A 25,872-nucleotide genomic window follows, 5' to 3' on the forward strand; every position below is an offset into this window, starting at 1 on the left:
ACAAAACACATATGAATATTTTAGATGATTTAAAGTTACAATACAAATTAGGAGGCATCGCTCAGCGAGTAATCTATTGGAATATTGCCTGTTTTCTTATTTCATTGGTGTTTTTTTACCAGTTTTCAATAGGGCAATTTGCTTTTCCGAGTTGGTTGGCGCTATCATCTGATCCATCAGATTTTTTATTCAAGCCTTGGACATTTCTTACGTATGCTTTTTTTCATGATGGATTTTTGCATTTGTTGTTTAATATGTTGGTATTGAATTTTGCAAGTTCTTTGTTCTTGACTTTTTTTACTGAAAAACAATATTTGGGATTGTATGTCTTAAGTGCAATCTTTGCAGGTGTTGTATTTGCGCTTAGCTTTTATTTTCTAGACCTTAGTTCTTCTGTAGTTGGAGCTTCGGGTGCTATTATGGCAATTTTAGTTGCTACAACAACTTATCAGCCATTAATGACTGTGCGTTTGTTACTTATTGGTAATGTAAAATTGTGGCATATCACTCTTGTTATATTGGTATTAGATCTAATGCAGTTTCGATTAGGTAATATGGGAGGACATATTTCTCATCTTGCAGGAGCAATATTTGGATTCGCTTTTATTAAATTATTGCAAAGTGGGTATGATCCTAGTAAGATTGTAACTCGTGTTTTAGATTTTTTTACTAATCTGTTTAAGAAATCACCATCAACACCTTTTAAGAAAGTACATAAAAATTATAATAACGTACCTACTCAAAGAACTACTTCTAAGATTATTACTAAAGATAAAACGCAACAACAAATTGATGAGATCTTAGATAAAATTAGTCAGTCAGGTTATGATTGTTTAACAAAAGAAGAAAAAGAATTTTTATTTAAGGCAGGGAAATAAAAATTACTAATTAAAAAGGGAATGAAAAATCTTTCATGGTTTAATAAAATAATGTTCTTTTTGAATATAGTACTTACTGTATTGACATTTAGCGCATATATTTTACCTTTTTTAGCTCCCAAGATTTTTCCTCTTTTGTCAGTATTGACTTTGTTTATGCCGTTGTTCTTTGTTTTTAATGCATTGTTCTTTTTTTATTGGGCTATCCAGTTTAAAAAACGAATGATTCTATCAGGATTGGTTCTTTTAATGGGGATTACTTTTATAAATAAATTCTATAAATTTTCTGCCAAAGAATATGTTGAGAGCGAAAAGGATTTTACAGTCATGAGCTATAATGTACGACTGTTTAATGTTTTTAAATGGATTGATAGAGAAGATGTTTCTTTGGATATAAAAGCTTTTATAGATGAGAAAAATCCAGATATTTTATGCATTCAGGAATTTTCAAATTCTGCACATATTGATCTAAAAGCATATCCACATAGGTATATCTTTATGGAAGGAAATAAGATTAAAACTGGTCAAGCTATTTTTTCTAAGTTTCCTATATTATATCAAGGTAATATTGTTTTTCCTAATTCGAATAACAATGTAATCTATGCTGATATAAAACGTGGTAAGGATATTATTAGGGTTTATAATATGCATTTGCAGTCAATAAAAATTTCACCAGATGTTAATGAGATTTCTGATAACATTGATGTGATGAATCAAGAAAAATCACAGCTTATTCTTTCTAGAATTAGTAAGGCATTTAAGCAACAACAAGAACAGGCAGAAATATTTAGAGAGAATAAAAAAGAATGTGCCTATCCTCTTATTATATGTGGGGATATGAATAATAGTCCTTTTTCTTACGTATATCGTAATATTAAGGGTAAACTAAAAGATAGTTTTGAAGAAGCTGGAGAAGGATTTGGAGCTACATATAAGTTTCGTTATTATCCTGCGAGAATCGATTACATTTTTGCCGATAATAAAATGAAAGTAAAGAAATTTGAAAGTTTTTCAGATTTTGAAAACTCAGATCATTTTCCAGTTTTGGCAACACTTTCTATGGAATAATACAGAAAACTATATTTTCTGATTCTTTAAATATTCCATTGCATACTTTCCTTCGTTAAAGATTAGGTCTAATACACTCAGATTGTTTATAAAACCGTGTTTATCATCAAAGACCTGAGTATAGGTTTCGAAGGTGTTATTGTCTTTTTTTCCGTTTGCTAAGGCTCTAAAATCTAAAACAGCACTATCTGTATCGTGAAAGTATTCTGAGGTCTTAGTGTACTCTAATTTCATGCGTAAGCATTTAGAAATAATATCCAAAGTCTCAAAATTTAAATCTATTAAAAATTGATGTTTTTTTTCGAAAATAGGACGGATGTCATCTTCAAAAAATTCAAAAAACGGCGAACTTCTATAAGCGGCTTCCAATGATTTAAAATGCTGTTTTTGCCAATCAAATTCATTTTCTATTTGAATCTCTTTGGTCTTTTGATGTGCATTTTTAGAATGTTTTACAGGTATGTTTAGTAGCTGTATTCCGTTTGGACTATAGATATAAGTGCGGTTTCTATTGGTTTGTTTTTGGAAATTATCTTCTATTTCAAATGTAATGCTTTCAGATTGTGCCATAACAGCACAATGACTAATTGAAGGGAAATAGGTTGGAAGTAATAGTGAATTCATGTGTTTTTTTGTTTGATTGGTTAATCATTTAATTGTCTAGAAATACAGGTAAACAATTAACCAGTTCAACGAATAAATGGATTATGCTTTTTTCTCTTTTCTTTTTCTCCAGAAGTACTCACCAACAAAGTAGGCTGCCAAAAGGAATAAGAAATGTTTAAAGTAAGATTGTGGTTGTCCTTCGCCATCTACAGTAGTAAAAACTCTATCCCAACGAACTTTATTAAGTCCTTTACCATGAGTATCCCAGCTCATCCATATAAACACTGGTTTCCCTATAACATGATCAAAGGGCACAAAACCCCAATATCTGGCATCGATAGAGTTGTCTCTATTATCACCCATCATCCAATAGTAATTTTGCTTAAATGTATAAGTGGTTGTAGGTTTGCCATTAATTAAAATTTGATTTCCTTTAACGACTAGATTATTACCTTCGTATTCTGTAATTAGACGTTTGTAAAGAGGTAAAATATTTAAATTGATTTCGATTGTTTTTCCTTTTTGAGGAATATAAATTGGACCAAAAAAATCATTATTCCAATTATAGTTTTTATTGTGTGGGAATATCTTAGAATCCCTTTCGCCTTTGTTTTCTTTTCTTAATTCAAGACTTTCTATATATGGATTATTTTTTGCTATGGCAACGGCTTCTGGAGTCGCTTGTACGTAATAAGTATCCATTTTAGAATCGTAACCTAGATCATCAGTAATATCATATTGTCTTAAAAGATTAGCTACCTCTTCGTATGACGAGAATTTAACTTTAAATTTGACATTGTAAGAGAATTGTAGCTTGACTCTTTCTGTCGATTTCATTTCCTTTCCATTAATAAAAACAAGACCATTCCTTATTTCCAGAGTATCTCCAGGAACTCCAACGCATCTTTTCACCAAGTTAGTTTTTTTGTCAATCGGTTTGTAATAATTTCTATCAGGTGAAAAATTATTCATGTCCAAAAGAGTATCTGCTGGTTGATTAAATACAACAATATCATTGCGTTTTATTTCTTGAAAACCAGGGAGTCTTAAGTAAGGTAATTGAAACTTGTTTAAAAGTGAAGTTTCCTTTTTCGTGATATCATCGCTGAATAGATAGGATTTCTTTTTGAAGAAAGGAATCGTATCGTGTACCATTGGTAGTGCTACTGTTGTCATTGGTACTCTTGCTCCGTAATTTATTTTACTTACAAATAGAAAGTCTCCAACAAGTAATGATTTTTCTAATGATGAACTTGGTATAGTAAATGGTTGAATAATATACGTATGAACTAAAGTTGCAACTATTATAGCAAAAAGGAGTGAGCTAAATGTGTCTGCAGTTTTATTTTCGACTTTTAGATTTCTATTAGCATTGTAATCTAGTTTTTGTGTATAGTTTACATAATAGATATAAAACCCGAAAGTAACAAGGCCTAAAATAGTATCTAAGGTTGTTTTTTTACCAAAAGTTCGTAGCGTTTCAATCCAAACTATAGGAAACATAATCAGGTTGATAATCGGAATAAAAAGTAACAACGTCCACCAAGTAGGTCGCCCTATAATTTTCATCAATACAATAGAGTTGTATACAGGAATTGCAGCTTCCCAGCTTTTTCTTCCAGCGGCCTCATATAATTTCCATGTTCCTAAAAAATGAATTACTTGGATAATTAAGAAGTATACAAACCATGTATAAAGTGTCATGTTGATTTTTTTTTAAGTCAAGATTATTTTTTAAGACCTAGATGTTATAGGTTTTTTTTCTCTTTTCTTTTTTTCCAGAAATATTCTCCAATGAAAAAAGCGGCTAGGGCAAATAAGAAATATTTAAAGTACGACTGTGGTTGTCCTTCACCGTTTACAGTAGTGAAAACTCTGTCCCAACGAACTTTGTTTATTCCTTTTCCATTAGTATCCCAACTCATCCAAATAAAAACTGGTTTTCCTACAATGTGATTTTCTGGAACGTAACCCCAATAACGGCTATCTTCTGAGTTATGACGGTTGTCTCCCATCATCCAGTAATAATCTTGCTTAAAAGTATATGTTGTTGCAATTTTACCATTAATAAATATTTCAGAACCTTTTACTTCTAAATTGTTTCCTTCATATTCTTTTATAATTGCTTTGTAAAAAGGCAATGATTTGGTTGTCAATGCAACCGTTTTTCCTTTTTGAGGAATGTATATCGGACCAAAATTATCTGCATTCCAATTGTCTAATTGTGGAAAAATTCCAGGGTCAACGCCTTTTGAAATTTCTCTTTTTACATTAGTAATTCCAGGAATGTTTCTTAATCTTTCTGCGCTAGCTTCAGTTAAAGCTCTAAAATAAAGCGTGTCTCTTTTTACATCATCTTTAAAGCCTGCGCCGTCAGTGATATCTAATTCTCTTATTAAAGATTCAAAATCGATAGGGGTTTTTCCGTCTAGGGCTACTGCATAAGAGTATTGTGGTTTAGCTCTTTCTGGTAAAACCAATACTTTTCCGTTAATGTAGACGATTCCATCTTTTATTGCTAAGCTATCGCCAGGAATACCAACACATCTTTTTACATAATTTGATTTTTTATCAATTGGTTTATCTGCTCTTCTTCCAGAAGTATCAAAAAACTTATAAACGGTATCCATTGGCCAGTTAAAAACAACAATATCGGACCTTTTTATTTGCTCAAAAGCAGGAAGTCTAAAATAAGGTAATTGTGGCCATTTTAGATATGATTTTTGTTTAGTCATTGGTATAGAGTCATGAACCATTGGCAAAGCAACGGTAGTCATAGGAACTCTAGGGCCATAGTTTAACTTGCTTACAAATAAAAAGTCACCAATAAGTAATGATTTTTCTAATGAAGAAGTTGGGATTGTATATGGTTGTACAATATAAGTATGAACTAAAGTAGCGACAATTATAGCAAAAAGGAGTGAGCTAACTGTATCGGCAGCTTTGCTTTCTGGAACTAGACTTCTATTTGGATTATGAACTAATTTTTGAGTGTAATTCACGTAATAGATGTAAAAACCAAAAGTTACAAGACCTAAAACGGTGTCTAAAGTAGATTTCTTTCCAAAAGATCTTAAAGTTTCAATCCATATAACAGGAAACATGATCAAGTTAATGATTGGGATAAAAAGCAATATTGTCCACCAAGTTGGTCGACCAATGATTTTCATTAGTATGATAGCATTATATATAGGAATCGCTGCTTCCCAACTTTTTCTTCCTGCAGCTTCATATAATTTCCAAGTCCCTATAAAGTGAATAACTTGCACTGCTAAGAAGAATACAAACCATAAATATAGTGTCATACTAATTTGTTTTAAAGTTTAAAATATAGGTTTTCGCTAAACGAATTTTTATATTTCTAATGTTATTTTATTTAAAATTCCAAGACATCTTTCATTGTAAAGATACCTTGTTTTCCTGCAAGCCATTCTGCAGCCATTACTGCTCCAAGAGCAAAGCCTTCTCGATTATGTGCTGTATGTTTAATTTCTATACTGTCAATACCTGAATTGTATGTTACGGTATGCGTACCAGGAACAGTGCCAATTCTTTTGGCTTCGATATGAATTTCTGTAGGTTTTGCCTCGTCTAGAGTCCAGTTGGTATAAGGGCTATTTTCGATTACGCCTTTGGCTAATGAAATAGCGGTCCCACTTGGAGCGTCTAATTTTTGAGTATGATGGATTTCTTCCATTTCTACTTTGTAGCTGTCAAATTTAGACATGATTCTGGCTAAATGCTCATTAAGTTCAAAGAAGATATTTACGCCTAAGCTAAAATTTGAACTAGAAATGAATCCTCCTTTTTTTTCATTGCAAAGAGCAACCATTTCATCATAATGTTCTAACCAACCCGTTGTTCCGGAAACTACAGGAACATTGTTGTTAAAACAATTGGAGATGTTTGGAACTGCAGCTGTTGGAACGCTAAAATCGATGGCTACATTGGCATTTTCAAGTCCTTCGTAAGTATTGAATTCATCTTTTTTCAAGACAATTTCGTGACCTCTTTCTAAAGCAATTCTTTCGATTACTTGCCCCATTTTTCCGTATCCTAAAAGCGCAATTTTCATTTGTGATTGTGTGTTATGTTTTAAAAATGCTGTTTATATGTGCAGTATTTTAAAAGTGGTAATTAAAAGTTAGTCCAACGTTTGGTCTTAATGTTACATCGTCGGGGTAAATTTCTGGGCGTAATGATAGTCTTTCGTTAACATTAAATTGAATCAATGCTGCGTCAACATTTGCATCTATTATATTTAAAACATAAAAGCCCAAAGTTACTAGGGCAGATAGATCTCGATTACGTTGATAGAATTTTTGACCTGCAATAAGTCTGCTGTCGTCTAAATATTTATAGTCGTCATCATTGTAGCCTTCCAATCTTCGTTTGTAAGCATCTCTATATTGATGGTATTTTTTGTTGTTATCAAGATAGAAATATAAACTTGTTCCGATGGCTCCATAGACAAGGGGGATTTTCCAATATTTTTTATTGTATGCTTGTCCTAAACCTGGCAAAATAGCAGAGTAAAACGCCGCCTTTGCAGGAGTAAGTGGATCTATGTCATTCGATTTAAGAGTGTCTTTTGCTACCAAGGTAGCATCTTCTTTTTTTGACTGAGCAAAAACAGTTGTGGTTCCTAATAAGAAAAATAATAGACCTATGAAAATTATTCTATTCACTGCTATTTATTAATTTAATGATTCTAGCAAAGTCTTGTTCTGAGTGGAATGGAATTGTAATTTTTCCTTTTCCGTTTCCTGCTACTTTGATGTCAACTTTTGCGCCAAAATAATTTGTAAATGTACTTTTTTGATCTTCTTCAATATCAAATGAAGAATTGTTTGGTTTTCCTGCAGGTTTTGGTTTTAAACTTTCGTGATAATTTTTTACCAATGCTTCTGTTTCGCGTACAGATAAATTACGGCTAACTATTTTTTGATAAATGTCAGTTTGAACATCTAAATCTTCAATGTTTATAATTGCACGACCATGTCCCATACTAATAAAACCATCACGAATACCAGTTTGGATAATCGGATCAAGTTTTAAAAGACGTAAGTAGTTTGCAATTGTAGAACGTTTTTTACCAACACGGTCACTCATTTGTTCTTGAGTTAACTGTATTTCATCAATTAAGCGTTGGTAAGAAAGTGCAATTTCTATCGGATCTAAGTCATGACGTTGAATGTTTTCAACCAATGCCATCACTAATGATTCGTTGTCATTTGCAATTCGGATGTATGCAGGTACAGTATTTAAGCCAACTAATGTTGAAGCACGTAAACGACGTTCTCCAGAAATTAATTGGTATTTGTTAAAGTCTAATTTTCGAACAGTTATAGGTTGAATCACACCAAGTTCTTTGATAGAAGTGGCTAGCTCGCGTAACGATTCTTCATTAAAATTGCTTCGTGGTTGAAACGGATTTATTTCGATAGCACTAATTTCAAGCTCTATGATATTTCCAACAACCTTATCAGCATTTTTATCATCTACGGATTTTATATCGTTTTCCGGATCTTTTAATAATGCAGACAATCCTCTTCCTAAGGCTTGTTTTTTAATCGCTTTTGTCATAAAAACTATTTACTGTTTTTCTTTATAATTTCTTGAGCCAAGTTGATATAGTTAACCGCTCCTTTACTTGTAGCGTCATAGTTTATAATGCTTTCGCCAAAACTAGGAGCTTCACTTAATTTTACATTTCGTTGGATAACGGTATCAAAAACCATATCGTTAAAGTGCTTTTGAACCTCTTCAACAACTTGATTTGATAATCGTAATCTCGAATCGTACATGGTTAGTAACAATCCTTCAATATCCAAGTCAGGGTTGTGAATTTTTTGGATGCTTTTAATAGTGTTTAGTAATTTTCCTAAACCTTCAAGTGCAAAATATTCGCATTGAATTGGAATAACTACAGAGTCAGCCGCTGTTAAAGCATTAAGAGTTAAAAGTCCTAATGAAGGTGCGCAATCAATAATGATATAATCGTACTCATCTTTAACACTTTCTAATGCTTTTTTTAGCATGTATTCTCTGTTTTCTTTATCGACCAATTCGATTTCGATAGCAACAAGGTCAATGTGAGCTGGAATCACATCTACATTTGGAGCTGTACATTGAACAATAGCTTCTTTTGGCGTGTGACTGTGTTCCAGTATTTGATAGGTTCCAATCTCAACAACTTCTACGTCAATACCAAGTCCCGATGTAGCATTGGCTTGAGGGTCAGCATCTATTAGTAATACTTTTTTTTCTAAAACACCTAATGAGGCTGCAAGATTTACAGATGTTGTAGTCTTTCCAACGCCTCCTTTTTGATTAGCAATCGCAATGATTTTGCCCATTTATTTTCTGAATTTTGAACCGTAAAAATACGATTATTTATGGTTTTTGAAAATCTATTTTGTTAACATTTGTTAAACCTTGATTAATTGTCGTTTGACAGCGTACTATTTTTAAAATAGATAATATTTTTAAAAGACGATTTCAATTTGTTTGTTTCTTTTTTTTGTTTTCCTATTTGCATATTGTTCGAAATAATAACTTATTAGAGAGGATTGAATGTTAATTGATTGTTCTAAAATAGTTTTACGATACAGATGATGTATCGTTATTTGAGAAGGTTTTCAGGTTTGTTGATTATTCTCTCTTGTTTATTTGTATTTCGATGATTTCTTCTTGTGTAATTTTAAAGGTAGAAGATCATGTTTTCTCAATAGATGTATTTCTTAATAATAGAAAGAGGAGGGGTTTCTATTCGTTTCTTTGTAGTTTTATTATTGGGTTGTTTTCTTTCTTGGTTTAAGTATAACTTTTGTTGTTAGTAAGGAATAAACTAAAAAGCCAAATAATAATCGCAAAAGAAAATTTCATTAAAAAAATAATAAAGCACTTTGAGTGGTAAATATAATAACATTTTAATACTGTTAAAGTGTTTTGATGAATTTTATCTGTATGAAAATAAATTGATTTTAATGTGGAGTGGTTTTGTTGTTTGTCTTCTAGAGTCTTTTATGTTTTTAAGTGTACTGCTTACATTAGATATTGTGAAAGGATTTGGTAAAAAAAGAACATAGATGTTTTCTGCTTCGCCTGTTTTTATATACTCCTAGTCTGCAGATTCATGATGTTATCTTACTGTTGATGGTTTAAATGCAGTATCATGAATTCCTTTTTTGTTTTATTAAATAATTCTAATGTTTTATTTAAACAGTTATAAAATTTATGCCCTTTTAAATATATAAATTCCCGTCGATTAAGTTAGGGGTATCTGTGTAACAAAAAAAACACTTCGAAGAGATTTAAAGTTTTTGATTTCTAAAATCGGGTATAACTACTTGTGGGTATTTAAGAAAAATGCTGTAATTTAAATGTCTGATTTTCAAGGATGTAATTTTAACTATTAAATTAATTATCATGAGAAAGATTTACATTTTATTTGCGGGTTTAACACTTTTTTCCTGCAAGCCAACAGATGATATTTTAAAAACAGGGAAGCCTTATGAAAAATTTAGAGGTTTTGTACCAGTCGATCCTATCGAGTATGAAGATGAAGTAGAAGTAGTCATTACGGAGAACGGTATGAAAAAAATCGTTCCTAAATACATTAAATTGCTTAGTACCGCTGAAATTTTGTCTTTCCTTAATAATGAAACATCGATTGTTTCAATTGGTCAGATAGACATTCAGGGGAGTATCACTTATCTGCCGATAAACATATCGGCAAAACATAGTAGTTATAAAATTACTATGGATTATATGAAATCTACTACTATTCCTCAGGGAGATGAAAATGGTCCTTATGGATACAAGAGGGTTGGTGTTGGTTTGCGACTGATTGCAATGATAACGACTTCTAAAGCAAATGTGAATATTGGCGACATCTCAACTATAGGAGCTGCTGTTATGAGTGGTGAGGCACATGGAACATTAATGGCAGAGTGTATTGGGATTAAATCAAAGGAGGTAACTGCTCTTTTTCCTTGGCCATCAGAAATCAATCAGACTACTGTACAAAATGCGGCAATGGCGCTAGCAACAATTAAGTCGAAAATTTATGATCCCGATACGGAGCTTTTTCCTCAGGAAGTAGCAGTAAAGGAGCTTTTTGATGAATGCAATTCTAGTAAATTGCCTAAAAAGCATAAAGATTCTATTTCTATTGATACATCACCATTAATGACAGACAAGTTAAAACTGCAGTTTGAAAACAATAAAATAACTTCAAAAAGTTCTCTTGCCACGGGTTATGAAGCCGATGGTTTTGAAGCGTTATTAAATAAGGATATTGATAAATCTTTAACTGCTTTTAAAAGCTGCTACACTGTTTATCCGACTTTTCGCAATTGTGATGAGATTAGAAAGTTGTTGCTTTCTAATCAAAGTGCTTTAAAAGACCCTAGTAGTAGTAAATGGAGAGATATCTATAAGGCTATTTTGGCAAGTTTGACGTATCGTCTTAGTCCAAGTATTATTCAAAGGCTGGAAAGAGCATCTCAATGATTACGTACAATTAAAAAAAGTTTTGTTTCTTGATCAACAATATATTGGAGCAAAAAAAAAGTCTTTTCAAATTGATGAAAAGACTTTTGTCGGGGTGGCAGGATTCGAACCTGCGGCCTCCTGCTCCCAAAGCAGGCGCGATAACCGGGCTACGCTACACCCCGTAAGCGGGTGCAAAGATACACAAATATTCCAGTTGTCAAAACTATTTTGCAAAATAAATAAAATTTATTTTGATATAAATATTTAGGATTCATTTAAGACACTAATTTTTAGAATAAAGTATACATTTGTATTTCAGAAAAAAATAAAATTATGTCAGATACAATTGAAAAAATTAAATGCCTAATTATAGGTTCTGGGCCAGCAGGTTATACCGCTGCTATATATGCCGCCAGAGCTAATATGAATCCAGTTTTATACCAAGGAATGCAACCTGGAGGACAATTAACAACTACAAACGAAGTAGAAAATTTCCCAGGATACGTTGATGGAGTTACAGGGCCAGAAATGATGATTCAATTGCAAAAGCAAGCGGAACGCTTTGGTGCCGATATCCGTGATGGTTGGGCAACAAAAGTAGATTTCTCTGGAGATATTCATAAAGTATGGATTAATGATACTATCGAATTGCATTGTGAAACAGTAATTATTTCTACTGGAGCATCTGCTAAATACCTAGGTTTACCATCAGAACAACATTATTTAAAAATGGGAGGTGGAGTTTCTGCTTGTGCTGTTTGCGACGGGTTCTTTTATAGAAATCAAGAAGTTGTTATTGTTGGTGCAGGAGATTCAGCTTGTGAAGAAGCACACTACCTATCTAAACTTTGTAAAAAAGTTACCATGTTGGTAAGAAGCGAGAAGTTCAGAGCATCAAAAATAATGGAAGAGCGTGTTCGTAAAACGGAGAATATTGAAATCTTAATGAACCATGATACGGTAGAAGTAATCGGAGATGAGCAAGTAGTTACTGCGGTAAAAGCAAAAAACAAAACTACAGGTGAAATTTTTGATATTCCAGCAACAGGATTTTTCGTTGCAATTGGACATAAACCAAACACCGATATCTTTAAAGATTATTTAACGCTTGATGAGACAGGATATATAATCAATACTCCAGGAACATCTAATACTAATGTTGCAGGTGTATTTGTAGCAGGAGATGCTGCAGACCATGTATATCGCCAAGCAATTACTGCTGCAGGTACAGGATGTATGGCTGCCTTAGATGCTGAAAGATATTTGGCTTCAAAAGACTAATTAGTTTTTTGTTCTTTATAAAAAAAGTCCCAATCGATATAGATTGGGACTTTTTTTATGATTTTGATACGGTTAGAAATCTATTTATTTCGATCTTTTAATCAATTTAGCTTCTTCTGTAAAACGAGTTAATTCAATTTTAGGTGTTCCTAAGAGTTGCACTTCGGCTTTGTCACCTGCGGCAATACTAATTGTCGTTTCGGCAAGTAAACTACAAGTCGAATAGCTTTCGGCTGTAAGATTAGCATTCTTTACAGTGAATTTACTTCCTATAAATGAAGAGTTGTTATCTAATCTAAAGGTTCCATTTGTTGCAGAACCTTCAATCGCTGCATTTGCTTTTTGATACAAATCACATTTAAAATCTGTTGCTACAACTAATGCTTTTAAACCTGCATTTTTGCTTAATTGTACACTTCCGTTTTCTGATTTTAAATTTAATTCTGTTTTCGATTTATCATCGGCTATCAAAGCAAATTTCTTAGCGTTTACATTCAGGAATAATTTAGAGTAATCTACAGAATTAAAAGTGATGTCGTCAAGTTGAAGTTCTTGAATTGCATTTACCACGGTAGTGTTTTTTGCAATAACTTTAGTTAAATCCTTTGTATAAGTGACTCTTACAATTAATTTTTTAAAGATACTTGCTTCTTTAGATGTGTAAATTCTAAGTGCTTGACCGTTTAAATCCATTCCAATAATCTCATGAAGATTGTCATCGGCTTCGATTTTTATTTCGTTTTTTTCTCCACGCTCCAAGTAAACTTCAAGATTGTCATTAACTTCAAGACTATTGAATTCACCTATTTCTTTGGTTGCAATGGTTACCGTTTTCGATCCTTTTATCTTTTCCTTTTTTTGTGCGAAAGTTGTCATTGAGGCAACTAAAAGTAGAAGCACTAGCGTGTAATTTTTCATTAAATTTAGTTTTTTACAAATATAAAAAAATCATCCACTTTCGATGGATGATTAATGTAATTTTAAGGACTATTTAGGATTACTCTTGATCGATACTTCCTCCTGAACTCGATTTCTTTTCGATAGATTTTGGAATCGAGTTGTAATTAATATTTCCTCCGCTACTTGCTTTTGCTTTTAAGCTTACAATAGGATGAATATATATTGAAGCGCCACTTGATGCCTGTGCGTCAATATCATTTGCCAACATTTTTTTTGCATTGATATCACTTCCGCTAGAAGCAGATACATTTAGTGTTAATGCTTTTCCTTCAATAGTTATATTGCTGGCGCTACTAGTTTCACAGGTAACAGCATCAGATTCTACATTTACATTTATCTCTGCAGCGCTTGATGCGTCAAGGTTGATGTCTTCTCCTCTTAAAACGTGTATGCTTTTTACAGTTGATGCGCTTGAAGCTTTTATGTTAGTAATGTTTGGCATTTTTACAATAACTTTTTTAGATTTTATGTTATTAAAAGTGTTGTAGTTACATTTAATTACTAAAGTATTTCCTTCTATCTTAGTAGTTATTTTATTTATTAAATTATCATCAGCTTCTACAGTAATTTCTGTTTTGTCTGATTGTTCAATTACAAGATCTATAGCATTGCTAACAGATACATTTTCAAAATTTCCCTGAACATTTCGCTTTTCAGTAATAACGTTTCCGCTTCCATTTATTGATTTAAAGTTGGACGAGAAGTTGCAAGAAGCAAATAACAAAGCTGCTAAAGCAACGATTATAAACTTGGTAAAACAAATAATTATCTTGATCATGATTAGTTAATTTTAATTATAACTCCGTTTTTATCTGTAGTCAAGTGTCCTGAAGTTTTTTTTCCATTCAGGACTTCTTTTCCATTTATTTTAACCGAAACTTCATTTATAGTATCGTTTGCATTGGTCTCTTGATTCATTTCTACATCATCAAAACCATTTTCAGAAATAGGGCAGTTCAGGCATTTAATTTTAGAACCTCCTACTTTATAGATGTAATCGTCAGAACTAAAATGCAGATTAAAGAAATCATTATCAGACTCATCATAATCTTCTACCGAAGCATCTGGTTTTAATAATTGCCCTTCAGGTAAGTATAAGTATATGTTTACTTCTTGATCTCTGAATTTGTTTTTAACATCAGTTAAAAGATAGTTGTCAAGTAGTAGTTGATTCCCTTTTATTTCAAATTTATAGTTAATTTTTTCAGCTCTTTGTTTAGCATCCATAAAAGATTTTCCTCTGGCATTTTTTTCGATCTGAATGTATGCTGTTTTTTCGTCTGTGTGTAATACATGCAAACTTATATTAGTAGAATATATCAATTGGTTGTTTACAGAGTCTTGTACAAATTCGAAATCATCACGATGATTCAGATCTTTTGAGTAGTAATCATTGTATTTAAATTTTACAAAAAGAGTATCCGTCGGTTTAATATTTAAAGGATATTTTTGAACAGTTTTGTTTTCATACGAAACCTCAGTAGCTTGTTTTATTCCAATACTTATTGCTAATGCCATTGCAATAATCCAAATAGCAAGTAAGGTGTATTTTGCAATATTACCTATAGATTTCATGTTTGGAGCCAATAATTTAAAACCTAATAAGGTCATAAAGAAAAACGGAATTCCAACAGCAAAGAACATCAATAAACCAAACATCCAGATAGGGTAGTCAGTAAAGTTACCTGCATCTACAAAGTTTTGCCAAGGAAATTCAACAAAAAGATTCGTTCCTAGAGTAAAAACTCCAATTAACAAAAACATCAATACTGTTATTCCAGAGATGATTAAAATAATTCCTAAAAACTTAGCAAAGATTTTAAAAATAGTCATAATAAAATCACTAAAACCACTTCCTATTCTTTCGGCACCCGACTTAACTTGGTTTCCCATTTTGTCGTAATCAGCATTTTTGAATTTATCCGAAAGAGATTCAATTTCTTCACGTACTTTTTTTTCGATATTCGAAATTGTAACAGGCTCACCAGTCATTTCTAGTTTTTCCGAAGTTGTTACAGCTTCGGGAGTTACAATCCATAAAACGATATAAGCTATGATACCAGTTCCAAATCCAGCAAAAACAAATATCAAGAACATGATTTTTAACCAAACAGGATCAATCCCAAAATAATGTCCCAAACCTGTTGCTACACCACCAATCATACCTTTTTCTTTATCGCGGTATAATTTTTTGGTTCTTCTAGTTCCAGAGTCGCTAAATGATTGATTAGATGAATTAGCCTCTTCTTCTAGAATGTAGTCTTCAGGTTGTCCCATTACTGCAATAACCTCATCTACATCTTTTAAACCCACAACGTGTTTTTCACTCTTTTGTTTCTCGGTTAATAATTCCGATACACGCATTTCAATGTCTTTAATGATTTCGTCTTTACCAGAAGAGTTACCTAAAGAACGTTTTATAGCGTCAAAATAGCGCGTCAGTTTCAAGTATGCATCTTCATCTATATGAAAGAACATGCCTCCTAAGTTAATATTTACAGTTTTGTTCATGACTATTGTTTTTGATTGGTGATTAGTGTTACAGCATCCGAAAGTTCATTCCAGGTACCATTTAGTTCGTTTAAAAATGTTTGACCTATTTCGGTTAATCCATAATATTTTCGTGGTGGTCCTGAAGTCGATTCTTCCCAGCGATAATTAAGTAAACCGTCGTTTTTCAATCTGGTTAATAATGGATAAATAGTTCCTTCTACAACCAGTAATTTTGCGTTTTTCAAAGTGTCTAATATTTCCGATGTATAAGCATCTTTTTCTTTCAGTACAGATAAGATACAAAACTCAAGAACACCTTTGCGCATCTGTGCTTTTGTGTTTTCAATGTTCATAATTTCATTTTGTTTTGTTTAGATTGACGATTCGTTTTTTGATCGATGATTGATTGTGATTGATTGATGATTTTTTTTTGAAGCTATTTCCTGCTCTCCGCTATATCTTTTTCTGGCAAAAAGAGCCAGAAAAAGGATGCCGCTTCTATCAGGGCTAGACTCATATATTGTATATAACTTTTAACTATTTATCTTGTCATCAAGAGATGAGTCTAAGGATAAATATTACTTAATAAAAGGAATCGTAAGCGGATATTTATATAATTCTCCGTTTGAAGCTTTTATTGAAGCATAAATAATTAAAAAGAACTCAACTACCTTTAGCATTCCAAAAATTAATATTGCCAATACTCCGACACTCAAGATTCCGATATTGTCACTAAGATTAAAATTATTCATAGTGAAATCATTATCATTAATAACTACATCCATCGGAATGTTCTTGAAGATTACAAAAACAAAAATTGGAATAGCAATTAAGGCAAGAATCAAAGTGTATAACAATAAGCTCAATTGAAAATTTAAAGCTTGTTTACCATGATGATCCACAAATTCTGATTTGTCTTTTTTACTCGACCATAATAGTATTGGGAAAATATAATTCCCAAACGGAATGAAATATTGAGTTAATGTACTCAAATGAGTAAACGTTGCGAAGTTTCTTTCTGATGATGTTTCCATGATTAGTGGTGTTGTTGTTTCCATGATTAAAAGTATATAGTAATTTCTTATACAAATATATGGCTAAAAGACAGTATCTTGTTTTGCATAGTACTAATTATTAACAAAATTTTAACAAGTTTAAAATTTGGATTCATTCAAAAAAGCATTGAAAATCAGTGTGAGTAGCCGTATTTATTGGTGATTTATGAAAGTGAAAACAATTTATTGTGCGCGCATAGTTTTTTTGTATTTTTACATAAAAAAATAAATCTAATGGCAATTTCAGTTTCTAAACTCAACAAATTTGTATTATTCAAATTACCATCGGCCTTTATTTGTGGGGTACGTGTAAAAGAAATCGACGAGAATAAATGCGTCGTAACGGTAAAGCACCGTTGGATAAATCAGAATCCATTCAATTCTATGTATTTTGCAGTACAAGCGATGGCCGCTGAGCTTACGACAGGTGCATTGGTAATATCCGGAATTCAAAAAAGCGGACGAAAAATTTCGATGCTTGTAGCCAATAATAAAGGGAACTTTACTAAAAAAGCAACTGGAAGGATTACATTCGTATGCAATGACGGTCATTTAATAGCCGAAGCCATACAAAGAACAATCGAAACTGGAGAGGGACAAACTTTTTGGATGAAATCTATAGGGACCGATGAAAAAGGAATTCAAGTATCCGAAATGGATTTTGAGTGGAGTGTTCGAGTGAAATAAAATATATCAAATAATGAGATATAAAAAAAGCTTCAGTTTCCTGAAGCTTTTTTTGTGGACTTAAAAAGGATTACTTTTTAGAGCAACATTTTTTGGCGTCTTTTTTAGCCATGTCTTTATCGCACTTTTTTCCATCGGCTTTGCATTTAGCTTTACATTTTTCAATGTCAGCTTTGCTCATCGTTTTTGTTGTAGCTTCTTTTTTAGCAGTTGGATTCGCTTCTTGAGCACTAACACCCATACTAAATAGAGCAATAGTTAGAATAGTGATTACTTTTGTCATTTTGGTTTTTTTTGAATGTTGATGATTTCATTTCTAGATAGTTCTAAAATGATCAGTCAAATATAATAGGATTTAGTGCTTGTAAGAATAAGTGTAATGTTAATATTTTTGTAAAAAAAGAGGAAGGTTCTTCTAAGGTTCAAAGGTTTCCTGTAGAGACGCACCGCAGTGCGTCTACGTAATATAGGCTTACCCATAAAGTAACCTCAATCTTTTCTTTCTGAGGTTCAAAGGTTCTTAGGAACAGAGGTACAAAGGTTTTCTGTAGAGACGTACCACAGTGCATCTACGTATAATATAGGTTTGCGCATAAAGTAACCCCAATCTTTTCTTTCTGAGGTTCAAAGGTTTTTAGGAACAGAGGTACAAAGGTTTCCTGTAGAAACGCACCGCAGTGCGTCTACGTAATATAGGTTTATACATAAGCTAACGCCCAATCTTGTCTTTCTGAGGAACGAGAAATCTCCGCTAGTAGCTCGACTAAGATTATGGGGGTTTTTGTGGAGATTTCTCATTCTTCGAAATGACAAGATTGCGAGAAAAGCAAGATTAGAAAGCTACTACTTTACATAAACTGTAATACGCGTATATCTTTGTGACAGTTTTGAACTTTGACAAAGACTATGAGGCGGCTAACAGAATTACAATACCATAAAAGGCAGTACTCTATTATGATTTAGTAAATCTTCATCGGAGTCACTATAAACTTTTTGCCAATCAAAATTCGGAATCTCTATTTTTGTAAGAGCAGTTCCATCCCAAATGATTTCAAAGCCATTATCTTTTAGTTTTTCGGCAACTTTTTTACCTACTTCTATTGTAACTGCATCATCCGAATTGTCGATTTTTTGGAACGCTATCATTAAGTTTCTGCTATCAGGATCAATAGCTCTTTCTAAATCTTGTTGGTGGTAAAAACAATATCCATCGGATTGTACTTGTTGTTTTCTTAATTCTATTTCTACCTCAACAACTTCATATTCGCCTTCGCTAGTGGTGTAGCCTGCATTATGTAGTGCAATAATATTTGATTTGCTTAACTCATTGAAAGCTTTTACAAGTCTTTCGGTATCTGTTGGTGATTTCCAAATTTTACTTGCTTCTTGATGTTTTTTAAATTCTGCATCAATAGTTTTGTTTACCCATTTTTCTGAGATATCATCTTCCATTCCTTCATCTTCCACTTGTTCCCAAATCATATCCTTAATCTCATCAATAGGAAAAAATCCCATTTTGATTTGGCTTACTAATGAATCGTATATGTATTCTTGATCTTCGGTCATGATTTTTAAATTTAGGTTATAATAGTTTTATTTCTGATATATGCTTTTTGGATAAAAGGCTTTAAAACCATTGTAAACTGCTTGATGCATTACGGTTGAATGTATTTCATTTTGTATATAGTCATAATACACTTTAGTATTTTTTTCATCATTTTGTTTTAGCGTTTCGCTTAAGGACATAGCAACGTCATACATGGTTTTATCTTCGTCTTTATCGCAAGCAGCAATATATACTAGTGCTGGCTTGTTCTCTTTTGCTTTAAGCAATTTGGGAGCTTCTGTTAATAATGATTGATCTCCCCACCATAAACTAGGAGCAATTATTATGTAGCTATCGAACAAATTACGATGCTTTAATAAAATTTCAGTTGCCAAAAGTCCAGCCAACGATTCACCGATGACAGTTTTATGATTACTCGTATTGAATTTTTTATCGATATAAGGTTGCAGTTCCTTTTCAAGAAATGCAATGTATTTTTCAGATCCACCATATTGAGGGAAGTTTTGTTTCTTGAATCCCATTTTTTCTACAAAGTCTAAATTAGGAACACTAAATGTAAAGTCACGTCTTCGATTGGTATTTTCTATTCCAACCACAATAGATTTAGGGAATCTCGCAATCCATTCTTCAGTATTAAATCGGACAATTCCTGTAATATGAATAAAGTCCTCTTCGATGCCACCATCGAGGATATATATAACGGGATATTTTAAAGTATCTTTTTTATTGTATCCTTGGGGTAAGTATATGTTTATAGTTCTCGTTTCTCCCAGTTCTGTCGATTTTAATTTATCAGTGATACCAAGAACTATCGGTTGGTTTTCATTTGGAGTTTGCTTGCTTTTTGTTTGAGCAAAATTAAGGTTGCTATATAAAAGGAAGATAAAGATGTAGAATATTTTTTTCATGATTTTTTTGGTGATGTATTATTGACGTACGATGATTTTATATTTTTCTATTTGACGGCGATGTCTTAAAACGTGTACAATGGCATGCTCTACTATTTGTTCGATATCATAAACTTGCCCCCAAGAAGTGGTTAGCTTTTTATTGTTGTCCGATTCCTCAAGCTGATTATCTTTTATATCTTTAAAGGAATCAATCATAAAAATAAAGGAATCATCCAAGTGATTGTTATAATCTTGTATAGAAGTATGAAATATTTCATCTTGAAAATCTATAGTTTCACCCTTAAATTGTCGGATATAAATACCGTAAGCATAAGCTGAACAAACAACATGGGATAAAATTGTCTGGATTGATTTACAGCTATCGTCCGTAGTTTGGCTGTCTATAATAATTATAAGTTCTGCATCTGAAATATCCGAGATAGTCTGTTGTAAATCTCTAATCGCTCCTTCATATACATCAAGTAATGCCCCAGCTGCTCCGTGTCTAAATGTTTTTGTCATATCGTTAACCTTTTACTTAGAAATGTGCCAAAGACTCATTTTTCGTCTGGTTGTAAATCCTAGTTTTTCGTATAGTTTTATTGCGCCAATATTGTTTTCTACTACATGCAAATAAGGAATTTTGTTTTGATCAAAAATAATATTTACAGCATGAGTGATTAATTGTTTGGCGTATCCTTGTCCCGTATGGTCAGGATGTGTAACGATTGCACTTACTTCGGTAAAATCATTCATTTTCATGCGTTCTCCAGTAACTGCAATAAGTTTATTGTTTTTAAAGATTCCGAAATAATTGCCTAGCAAAGCAGTTTGCCTTTTAAAATAACCAGGTTGAACCAAATTAACCAATTCAAATAAAGCTTCAATATGGTCGCTGGTTGTAAGAGCAATGATCTCTTCTTTTATCTCAACATTTATTCGATTATTGAGAATCATTTGCAAACAGATTAATTCTCTGTTTAATTTTAGTTGCTTTGAGAGTTGAGGTTTTTCGCCAACAACAAAAAAGCCATCAGTTAATTCAGAATATTCATCAATAGATTCAGAAATGTTTTCAGATGCTATAAATCCACCGAAAGGGCAATAATCAGGATTGTAAAATTTGATAGTATTGTAGTTTATTGAAAATTCTTGGTGTGTTTCGGATAAAGAATACCAAGCCGGATTGTCTAGTTTTGTATAATCGGCATTCATAATTTTTGATAGTGCCAGAATCATCTTCTCGCATTTAATATTGTGAGTTTATATCAGAAATGTAATTTAAGGACGCTTAAAAGATGTTCTATCTTTTTGTAAAAGCAATCTTTATTCCAAGTAAGATGAAAACAACTCCAGTCATTTTGTTCAATCTACTTTCTGCATTTTTGTTTTTATTAAAAAGAGTTGCAACGTTACTTCCCATTATTGCCAAAAACGAGCACCATACTAAGGCAATAATAAAGATAATGAATCCTAATATTAAGTAAGGAACAGGATTGTTTATCTCAGAGGTTTTTATAAACTGAGGTAAAAAAGCTAAGAAGAAAATTGCAATTTTAGGATTTAGGACATCGCTTAAAAGAGCCGTTAAAAATATTTTTTTATTTGCTGTATTTTTGACTTCAATAGATTTTATTTCTGCTTGGTTCGTTTTTGCTGTAAGCGATTTGTAACCCAAATAAAATAAATAGGCAGCGCCTAAATATTTAACAAGGCTAAATGCAAAAGCAGATTTTGCTAAAATAAGTGAGAGCCCAAATGTAGCAGCAATAGTATGGATGACAAGTCCTAAGCTAACTCCAATCGCCGAGTATAATCCTGCTTTCTTACCAAGCGAAATACTTCTTGTTAATACCATGATAGTATCAATTCCTGGAGTAATAATAACAATTATTGCGGCGATTATAAATGTTCCCAAACTGTCTATTCCTGTCATGGCTATCTTTTTTAGTATTAATAATTGGCTCTATTGGCTGCTTAAGCTGTTAGCATTAGCTAAAATATAATTTATTTATCAGGGAATCAATTTTTTTATTAACTCAAAATCAATTGGTTTTTCATTTGAGATAGGCACAAAATAGGCTAATTGCCATTGTTGTGTTTTCTGAGCTTGTTTACTTGTTGTACTATCCCAAGGAGGATATACACGAATGGCACGTTTGCCTTCTTTCTTATCATCAGATAAAATTCCTTTTTGATGCAACACTGATTTAGGAAAAATAAATTGTCCGAAATGAGAACCATTTCTAGTACTCACAATAAACAAATCGATAGCATCAGTAATTTCAAAAGGAGCAATTGGACCTTTATCGCTTCTTTTCCACAATGTAACAAATTGTCCCACTTTAGTTGGGGTAATTTTAGCTACACGATATATAACAGCTTGTTTGTTAATGTTAAAAGTAAAAGCCCCATAATCGGCACTTTCGGCTTCGGCTATTGGTTGTGTACATTCTAAGTTGCACGTATCGTATAGTAGTTCTTTTGCTTCAAGCAAGTCTTTATGAATAGTATTTGTATTAGACCAAGTTGAGGTTAGCATTATTATATATTTATTTTTTATTAATCTTCAAAATCCAATCAATGCAAGGAGCTATCCATTGTACATTGCTGGTAGGATTGTCCATCCCGAAACCATGACCACCATTGGCATAAAAGAAAGATTCAACAGGAACTTTGTTTTTTTGCAAAGCAGCAATAAATATAAGCGAGTTTTGTACAATAACATCATTATCATCTATAGCATGGGTAATAAATGTAGGAGGAGTATCTGACGTTACATGCAATTCATTCGAAAATTCTTTAATTTCTTCATTAGAAGCATTTTTTCCAAGCAAATTATTTCTGGAGCCCATATGCGTTAGCCCATCTGTCATGCTAACAACAGGATAAGTAAGAATCATAAAGTCGGGACGTAAGTTTGTTTTTAATGGATTATCGATATATGATTTTTTATAATGTGTACCTGCTGTGGCGGCCAAATGTCCTCCAGCTGAACTTCCTTGGATTCCAATTTTATTTGGATTTACTCCCCATTCTTTGGCATTTTCTCTTACCAACTCAATAGCACGTTGTGCATCTTGCAAAGGAACTATTTCTTTGTTTTCGACAAATTTTGTAATTGGTAGACGGTATTTTAATACAAATGCAGCAATGCCACTTTCGTTTAGTTTTTTGGCAATAGCGTAACCTTCATGATCAATTGCCACACCCGAATAGCCACCCCCAGGGCAAATGATTATAGCAATTCCATTGGCTTTATTTTTCTCGGGAAGAAAAACAGTAAGATCAGGAGTAGCAACTCTGGTAATTACAGTGATTTTTTTTGCACCAGTTTCATAAACCATAATTGAGTCTGTCAGGTCTGCAATTTCTTTGGAGTTTGGTACTTTTCCATTATATAAAGGAATAACTTTTTGAGCGTATTGAGAATGGGACATTCCGATAAGTAAATAAAGGGTTAGAAGTAATTGTTTCATGAATTGTAAAATAGAACTTGAAATATAAGAAAAATATAAGAAAGAACGGTTTACATTACTACTCGATTCTCTGTTTTGGCAAGTTCATATTCTTCGGAGTTGTGAAGTTTTTGCAGATTATCAATTAGATAATCTATTTGAGCAAGTCCTATTTCTTTATATTTTTTTAGGTGTTCCTCGCTTAATTTTATTTCACGTTGTGCGTCGGCAAAACCTCCCAGAAAACACCAAAGAAAGTAATCCTTGTCTTTTTGTTCAAAAATATAATCCCAATCTTTCCAATAAATTAGTTTTCCTTTTAGTTTTTTGATTTCCAAATAAACAGGCTCAATTTTAAAATGTTCGTATTTAGTACATGTATATCTATGGAATTTTACTTTTTCGTTTTCAAGACATTTCTCAATTTCCTCAATCTGGGTTTGATTAAGATTGTACTCATAAGTAAGTTGTTTTATGAGTTCGTTATCATCAATAAAGGCAGTATATCTAATGAATTTATCTAGTTTTTTAGCCCATTCCTTAACCGAAAGTTCTTCTCTGGTTATGAGATTTGTGCCTTGGGAATTAATTATAAATATCATTTGAGAGTTTTACTGTTTGTTGAATGAAATTATTTTTTTGTTTTGATCGACCTCTGTATAATATTAATAACTTATTTAGAGCTTTCATATTTGTAGTATAGCTATCTATTTGCAAATATTCTCTTCCACCAGGATATTCATATATTAAATAGTAATGTCTGTTTTTTCCGAAGCCCTCACAAATTACTTCTTCATTTTTTATAGATTCCCAATTGTGGAATTTTGTTTTTATGGTTTCTATACCTTTTTCATCTAAAATTATCTGAGGTGTAGTATTTATAACTTCTCTGAATTCTTTGTAAGTTAAATAAAGACCTCCTAATATCAATAGTATTCCTAAAGGTAGGCTTCTGGAATTAAGTATTAAGTAACCTCCAAGGATAATGCTCGAAATACCTAAAAGCATTTGGATTGAATTTTTGCTTTTGGAATAAAAGATTATAGTTTGTTTCGGGATAAATATGTTGTCTTGAAATATGTCTTCCTTTTCAAATTTTAATAGTAACGAATCCCATTTTTTTTTATCTCCAGAGCTTTTTATTTCAGCTTTTTGATAAAAACTGTTATCCAAACCAATTAGTCTTTCCTGAATAGCTCTTTTTTTTAATTCATGAACATTTCTAACATTTGTAAATGCCCAAATTCTCCACTTGGTAATTGTAATGCACCAATATAGAAAAGCTAATAAAAAGGGGAGTATATATACAATTGGTATAATTAACCAACCTGTTATGATGTTTTGAATTTGAAGATAAATAGCAATAAAAATGGATGTAAATAATATTGTACGTGCAGGGTAATTAATTAACCATTTCCCTCTTTTAATGGCATTGTCTACAGTTGTTTTTTCGTTCATATGGTTTTTATGATCCCAGCTAAAATTAGCTGCTACTTTATTTTTTAGTAAACGAAAATACAAATAAAAAATCTACCACAATCCCATATTTCTTTTAGATTTACTGAATATCAAGATTAAATTTCTCTAATAATCCTGCAAGTTCCAAACGGGAGAATTTAGCGTTTTTGACTTTGTTTTCTTCGGGGTCGAAAGAATAGTTTTTTGCCGTACGAAAATCAGCTTTCTCTAGAATGCTTCGTACAAATGTTGCGTTCGAAAGGTCGCAGTTCTTAAATACAGCCTGAGTTAAATCGGCTTCGGAGAAATCTACATCTTTTAGAGAGCAATCTAAGAAGTTTGTTTTCTTTAATTTTCTTTGCAGGAAAGTAGAGTAATCCAGTATGCAACCCTGAAAGTTCATAGAGAAAAGAAAAGCATTACTATAACTAAAGTCTAAGCCCATTAATTTGCAATCAGTAAATTTAATGTTTTTCAATCCTGTGTTTCGTAATGTTGCCAAAGAGAAATTACAGTTCTTAAAGTTGCAATCTATAAAATCATTATTGCTTAAATCGCTTTTAGAAAAGTTACAGTTTATAAAGTCGCAATTGAAAAATTCGAAATCGACTAATTTCTTTTCTGAGTAATCGATGTTTTCAAATGTCTTGCCTTGATGAAGTAATGTGTCCATAGTAAATTGATGATAAAAGTTAATTGTTGCAAATGCGATAGTTATTCTAATTCGATACAATCGAAAACATCGTTGTTTAGTATCATTTCGACTATATTGGTCTCACTATCAATTCTTAAAATATTGTCCCAATCGTCAAGGTCGAAGTTCCATTTTACGCCAGGTAATAATTCGTTAAGGATTGTTGTTGCCGATTCTAATTTCGATGCTGTGTTTACCGAAGTTTTGAAAACGTAGATCATTATTTGCTTTTTTTAGTTTGCAAATGTCAATAATAAAGAGACAATCCTATTAGGATT

29 protein-coding genes and 1 tRNA gene are annotated in these 25,872 nt (G+C 32.2%); 5 read left to right on the top strand and 25 right to left on the bottom strand.

All coding sequences use genetic code 11. The features are described 5' to 3' along the window. Positions 1-11: 11 nt before the first annotated feature. Together LPB87_RS05200 and LPB87_RS05205 are read left to right on the top strand one after the other, a co-directional pair. Complete coding sequence (locus LPB87_RS05200; protein ID WP_129539654.1) at positions 12-878, top strand: rhomboid family intramembrane serine protease; 867 nt, start codon at positions 12-14, stop codon at positions 876-878. A gap of 21 nt (positions 879-899) precedes the next feature. Next, positions 900-1,946, top strand: coding sequence for an endonuclease/exonuclease/phosphatase family protein (locus LPB87_RS05205; protein WP_230605170.1), 1,047 nt, complete (start codon positions 900-902; stop codon positions 1,944-1,946). A gap of 9 nt (positions 1,947-1,955) precedes the next feature. On the opposite strand, the gene LPB87_RS05210 is transcribed toward LPB87_RS05205, so the two are convergent. From LPB87_RS05210 to LPB87_RS05240, 7 genes are all read right to left on the bottom strand, one after another. Next, positions 1,956-2,570: a WbqC family protein gene (locus LPB87_RS05210; protein ID WP_129539653.1), complete on the bottom strand. Its 615-nt coding sequence runs from the start codon at positions 2,568-2,570 to the stop codon at positions 1,956-1,958. Positions 2,571-2,651: 81 nt separating this feature from the next. After that, the gene (gene lepB / locus LPB87_RS05215) at positions 2,652-4,256 is read right to left on the bottom strand and encodes a signal peptidase I (protein WP_230605171.1); all 1,605 of its coding nucleotides are present in this window, start codon (positions 4,254-4,256) and stop codon (positions 2,652-2,654) included. A gap of 44 nt (positions 4,257-4,300) precedes the next feature. Beyond that, positions 4,301-5,857, bottom strand: a complete 1,557-nt coding sequence (gene lepB / locus LPB87_RS05220; RefSeq protein ID WP_230605172.1) for a signal peptidase I — start codon at positions 5,855-5,857, stop codon at positions 4,301-4,303. Between the two features lie 71 nt (positions 5,858-5,928). After that, positions 5,929-6,627 (bottom strand): 4-hydroxy-tetrahydrodipicolinate reductase, encoded by a 699-nt coding sequence (gene dapB / locus LPB87_RS05225; RefSeq protein WP_230605173.1) that lies wholly within the window; start codon positions 6,625-6,627, stop codon positions 5,929-5,931. Between the two features lie 49 nt (positions 6,628-6,676). Next, positions 6,677-7,240 carry a DUF5683 domain-containing protein gene (locus LPB87_RS05230; RefSeq protein ID WP_230605174.1) on the bottom strand — a complete coding sequence of 188 codons (564 nt, stop codon included), beginning with the start codon at positions 7,238-7,240 and terminating at the stop codon, positions 6,677-6,679. Beyond that, the gene (locus tag LPB87_RS05235) at positions 7,233-8,138 is read right to left on the bottom strand and encodes a ParB/RepB/Spo0J family partition protein (protein WP_129539648.1); all 906 of its coding nucleotides are present in this window, start codon (positions 8,136-8,138) and stop codon (positions 7,233-7,235) included. The genes LPB87_RS05230 and LPB87_RS05235 overlap by 8 nt, the downstream gene beginning before the upstream one ends. 5 nt (positions 8,139-8,143) lie before the next feature. Then, positions 8,144-8,911: an AAA family ATPase gene (locus LPB87_RS05240; RefSeq protein WP_230605175.1), complete on the bottom strand. Its 768-nt coding sequence runs from the start codon at positions 8,909-8,911 to the stop codon at positions 8,144-8,146. 1,072 nt (positions 8,912-9,983) lie between these two features. On the opposite strand from LPB87_RS05240, the gene LPB87_RS05245 reads away from it, so the two are divergent. Next, positions 9,984-11,069, top strand: a complete 1,086-nt coding sequence (locus LPB87_RS05245) for a hypothetical protein (RefSeq protein ID WP_230605176.1) — start codon at positions 9,984-9,986, stop codon at positions 11,067-11,069. 89 nt (positions 11,070-11,158) lie between these two features. Here the strand turns inward: LPB87_RS05245 and LPB87_RS05250 are convergent. Continuing rightward, positions 11,159-11,233 (bottom strand) — tRNA-Pro (locus LPB87_RS05250). 151 nt (positions 11,234-11,384) lie between these two features. Here LPB87_RS05250 and trxB point away from each other — a divergent pair. Further along, on the top strand, positions 11,385-12,332 hold the full coding sequence (gene trxB, locus LPB87_RS05255) for a thioredoxin-disulfide reductase (protein WP_129539646.1): 948 nt from the start codon (positions 11,385-11,387) through the stop codon (positions 12,330-12,332). Between the two features lie 84 nt (positions 12,333-12,416). Here trxB and LPB87_RS05260 read toward each other — a convergent pair whose 3' ends face one another. From LPB87_RS05260 to LPB87_RS05280, 5 genes are all read right to left on the bottom strand, one after another. Then, complete coding sequence (locus LPB87_RS05260) at positions 12,417-13,250, bottom strand: DUF2807 domain-containing protein (RefSeq protein ID WP_230605177.1); 834 nt, start codon at positions 13,248-13,250, stop codon at positions 12,417-12,419. Between the two features lie 79 nt (positions 13,251-13,329). Continuing rightward, positions 13,330-14,070 carry a head GIN domain-containing protein gene (locus LPB87_RS05265; protein WP_230605178.1) on the bottom strand — a complete coding sequence of 247 codons (741 nt, stop codon included), beginning with the start codon at positions 14,068-14,070 and terminating at the stop codon, positions 13,330-13,332. 2 nt (positions 14,071-14,072) lie between these two features. Further along, positions 14,073-15,803 (bottom strand): PspC domain-containing protein, encoded by a 1,731-nt coding sequence (locus LPB87_RS05270; protein WP_230605179.1) that lies wholly within the window; start codon positions 15,801-15,803, stop codon positions 14,073-14,075. Between the two features lie 2 nt (positions 15,804-15,805). Continuing rightward, positions 15,806-16,138, bottom strand: coding sequence for a PadR family transcriptional regulator (locus tag LPB87_RS05275; RefSeq protein WP_039112343.1), 333 nt, complete (start codon positions 16,136-16,138; stop codon positions 15,806-15,808). Positions 16,139-16,363: 225 nt separating this feature from the next. Further along, positions 16,364-16,843, bottom strand: coding sequence for a DUF4870 domain-containing protein (locus LPB87_RS05280; protein ID WP_230605180.1), 480 nt, complete (start codon positions 16,841-16,843; stop codon positions 16,364-16,366). A 231-nt stretch (positions 16,844-17,074) separates the two neighbouring features. On the opposite strand from LPB87_RS05280, the gene LPB87_RS05285 reads away from it, so the two are divergent. Further along, positions 17,075-17,527 (top strand): DUF4442 domain-containing protein, encoded by a 453-nt coding sequence (locus LPB87_RS05285; protein WP_129539642.1) that lies wholly within the window; start codon positions 17,075-17,077, stop codon positions 17,525-17,527. A gap of 70 nt (positions 17,528-17,597) precedes the next feature. On the opposite strand, the gene LPB87_RS05290 is transcribed toward LPB87_RS05285, so the two are convergent. The 12 genes from LPB87_RS05290 to LPB87_RS05345 all read right to left on the bottom strand — a co-directional run bounded on the left by LPB87_RS05290 (position 17,598) and on the right by LPB87_RS05345 (position 25,815). Beyond that, complete coding sequence (locus tag LPB87_RS05290) at positions 17,598-17,810, bottom strand: hypothetical protein (RefSeq protein ID WP_129539641.1); 213 nt, start codon at positions 17,808-17,810, stop codon at positions 17,598-17,600. A 641-nt stretch (positions 17,811-18,451) separates the two neighbouring features. Then, positions 18,452-19,093, bottom strand: a complete 642-nt coding sequence (locus LPB87_RS05295) for a hypothetical protein (protein WP_230605181.1) — start codon at positions 19,091-19,093, stop codon at positions 18,452-18,454. A gap of 27 nt (positions 19,094-19,120) precedes the next feature. Continuing rightward, positions 19,121-20,002 carry an alpha/beta hydrolase-fold protein gene (locus LPB87_RS05300; RefSeq protein ID WP_230605182.1) on the bottom strand — a complete coding sequence of 294 codons (882 nt, stop codon included), beginning with the start codon at positions 20,000-20,002 and terminating at the stop codon, positions 19,121-19,123. Positions 20,003-20,020: 18 nt separating this feature from the next. Continuing rightward, positions 20,021-20,506 carry a DinB family protein gene (locus tag LPB87_RS05305; RefSeq protein WP_230605183.1) on the bottom strand — a complete coding sequence of 162 codons (486 nt, stop codon included), beginning with the start codon at positions 20,504-20,506 and terminating at the stop codon, positions 20,021-20,023. A 12-nt stretch (positions 20,507-20,518) separates the two neighbouring features. Further along, positions 20,519-21,223 carry a GNAT family N-acetyltransferase gene (locus tag LPB87_RS05310; RefSeq protein ID WP_230605184.1) on the bottom strand — a complete coding sequence of 235 codons (705 nt, stop codon included), beginning with the start codon at positions 21,221-21,223 and terminating at the stop codon, positions 20,519-20,521. A 64-nt stretch (positions 21,224-21,287) separates the two neighbouring features. Then, the gene (locus LPB87_RS05315) at positions 21,288-21,920 is read right to left on the bottom strand and encodes a LysE family translocator (protein WP_230605185.1); all 633 of its coding nucleotides are present in this window, start codon (positions 21,918-21,920) and stop codon (positions 21,288-21,290) included. A 78-nt stretch (positions 21,921-21,998) separates the two neighbouring features. Then, a complete protein-coding gene (locus tag LPB87_RS05320) occupies positions 21,999-22,526 on the bottom strand; it encodes a MepB family protein (RefSeq protein WP_230605186.1) in 528 nt (175 codons plus the stop codon). A 10-nt stretch (positions 22,527-22,536) separates the two neighbouring features. Further along, positions 22,537-23,463, bottom strand: coding sequence for an alpha/beta hydrolase (locus tag LPB87_RS05325; protein WP_230605187.1), 927 nt, complete (start codon positions 23,461-23,463; stop codon positions 22,537-22,539). A gap of 50 nt (positions 23,464-23,513) precedes the next feature. Then, positions 23,514-24,044: a hypothetical protein gene (locus tag LPB87_RS05330; protein ID WP_230605188.1), complete on the bottom strand. Its 531-nt coding sequence runs from the start codon at positions 24,042-24,044 to the stop codon at positions 23,514-23,516. Next, positions 24,028-24,900, bottom strand: a complete 873-nt coding sequence (locus LPB87_RS05335) for a hypothetical protein (RefSeq protein ID WP_230605189.1) — start codon at positions 24,898-24,900, stop codon at positions 24,028-24,030. The genes LPB87_RS05330 and LPB87_RS05335 overlap by 17 nt, the downstream gene beginning before the upstream one ends. Before the next feature lie 100 nt (positions 24,901-25,000). Then, positions 25,001-25,573, bottom strand: coding sequence for a pentapeptide repeat-containing protein (locus LPB87_RS05340; protein WP_230605190.1), 573 nt, complete (start codon positions 25,571-25,573; stop codon positions 25,001-25,003). A 41-nt stretch (positions 25,574-25,614) separates the two neighbouring features. Then, positions 25,615-25,815 (bottom strand): hypothetical protein, encoded by a 201-nt coding sequence (locus LPB87_RS05345; protein WP_230605191.1) that lies wholly within the window; start codon positions 25,813-25,815, stop codon positions 25,615-25,617. Positions 25,816-25,872 lie beyond the last annotated feature (57 nt).

Origin of the sequence: Flavobacterium sp. EDS, from assembly GCF_020991525.1 — a bacterium.
Classification (GTDB): Bacteria; Bacteroidota; Bacteroidia; order Flavobacteriales; family Flavobacteriaceae; genus Flavobacterium.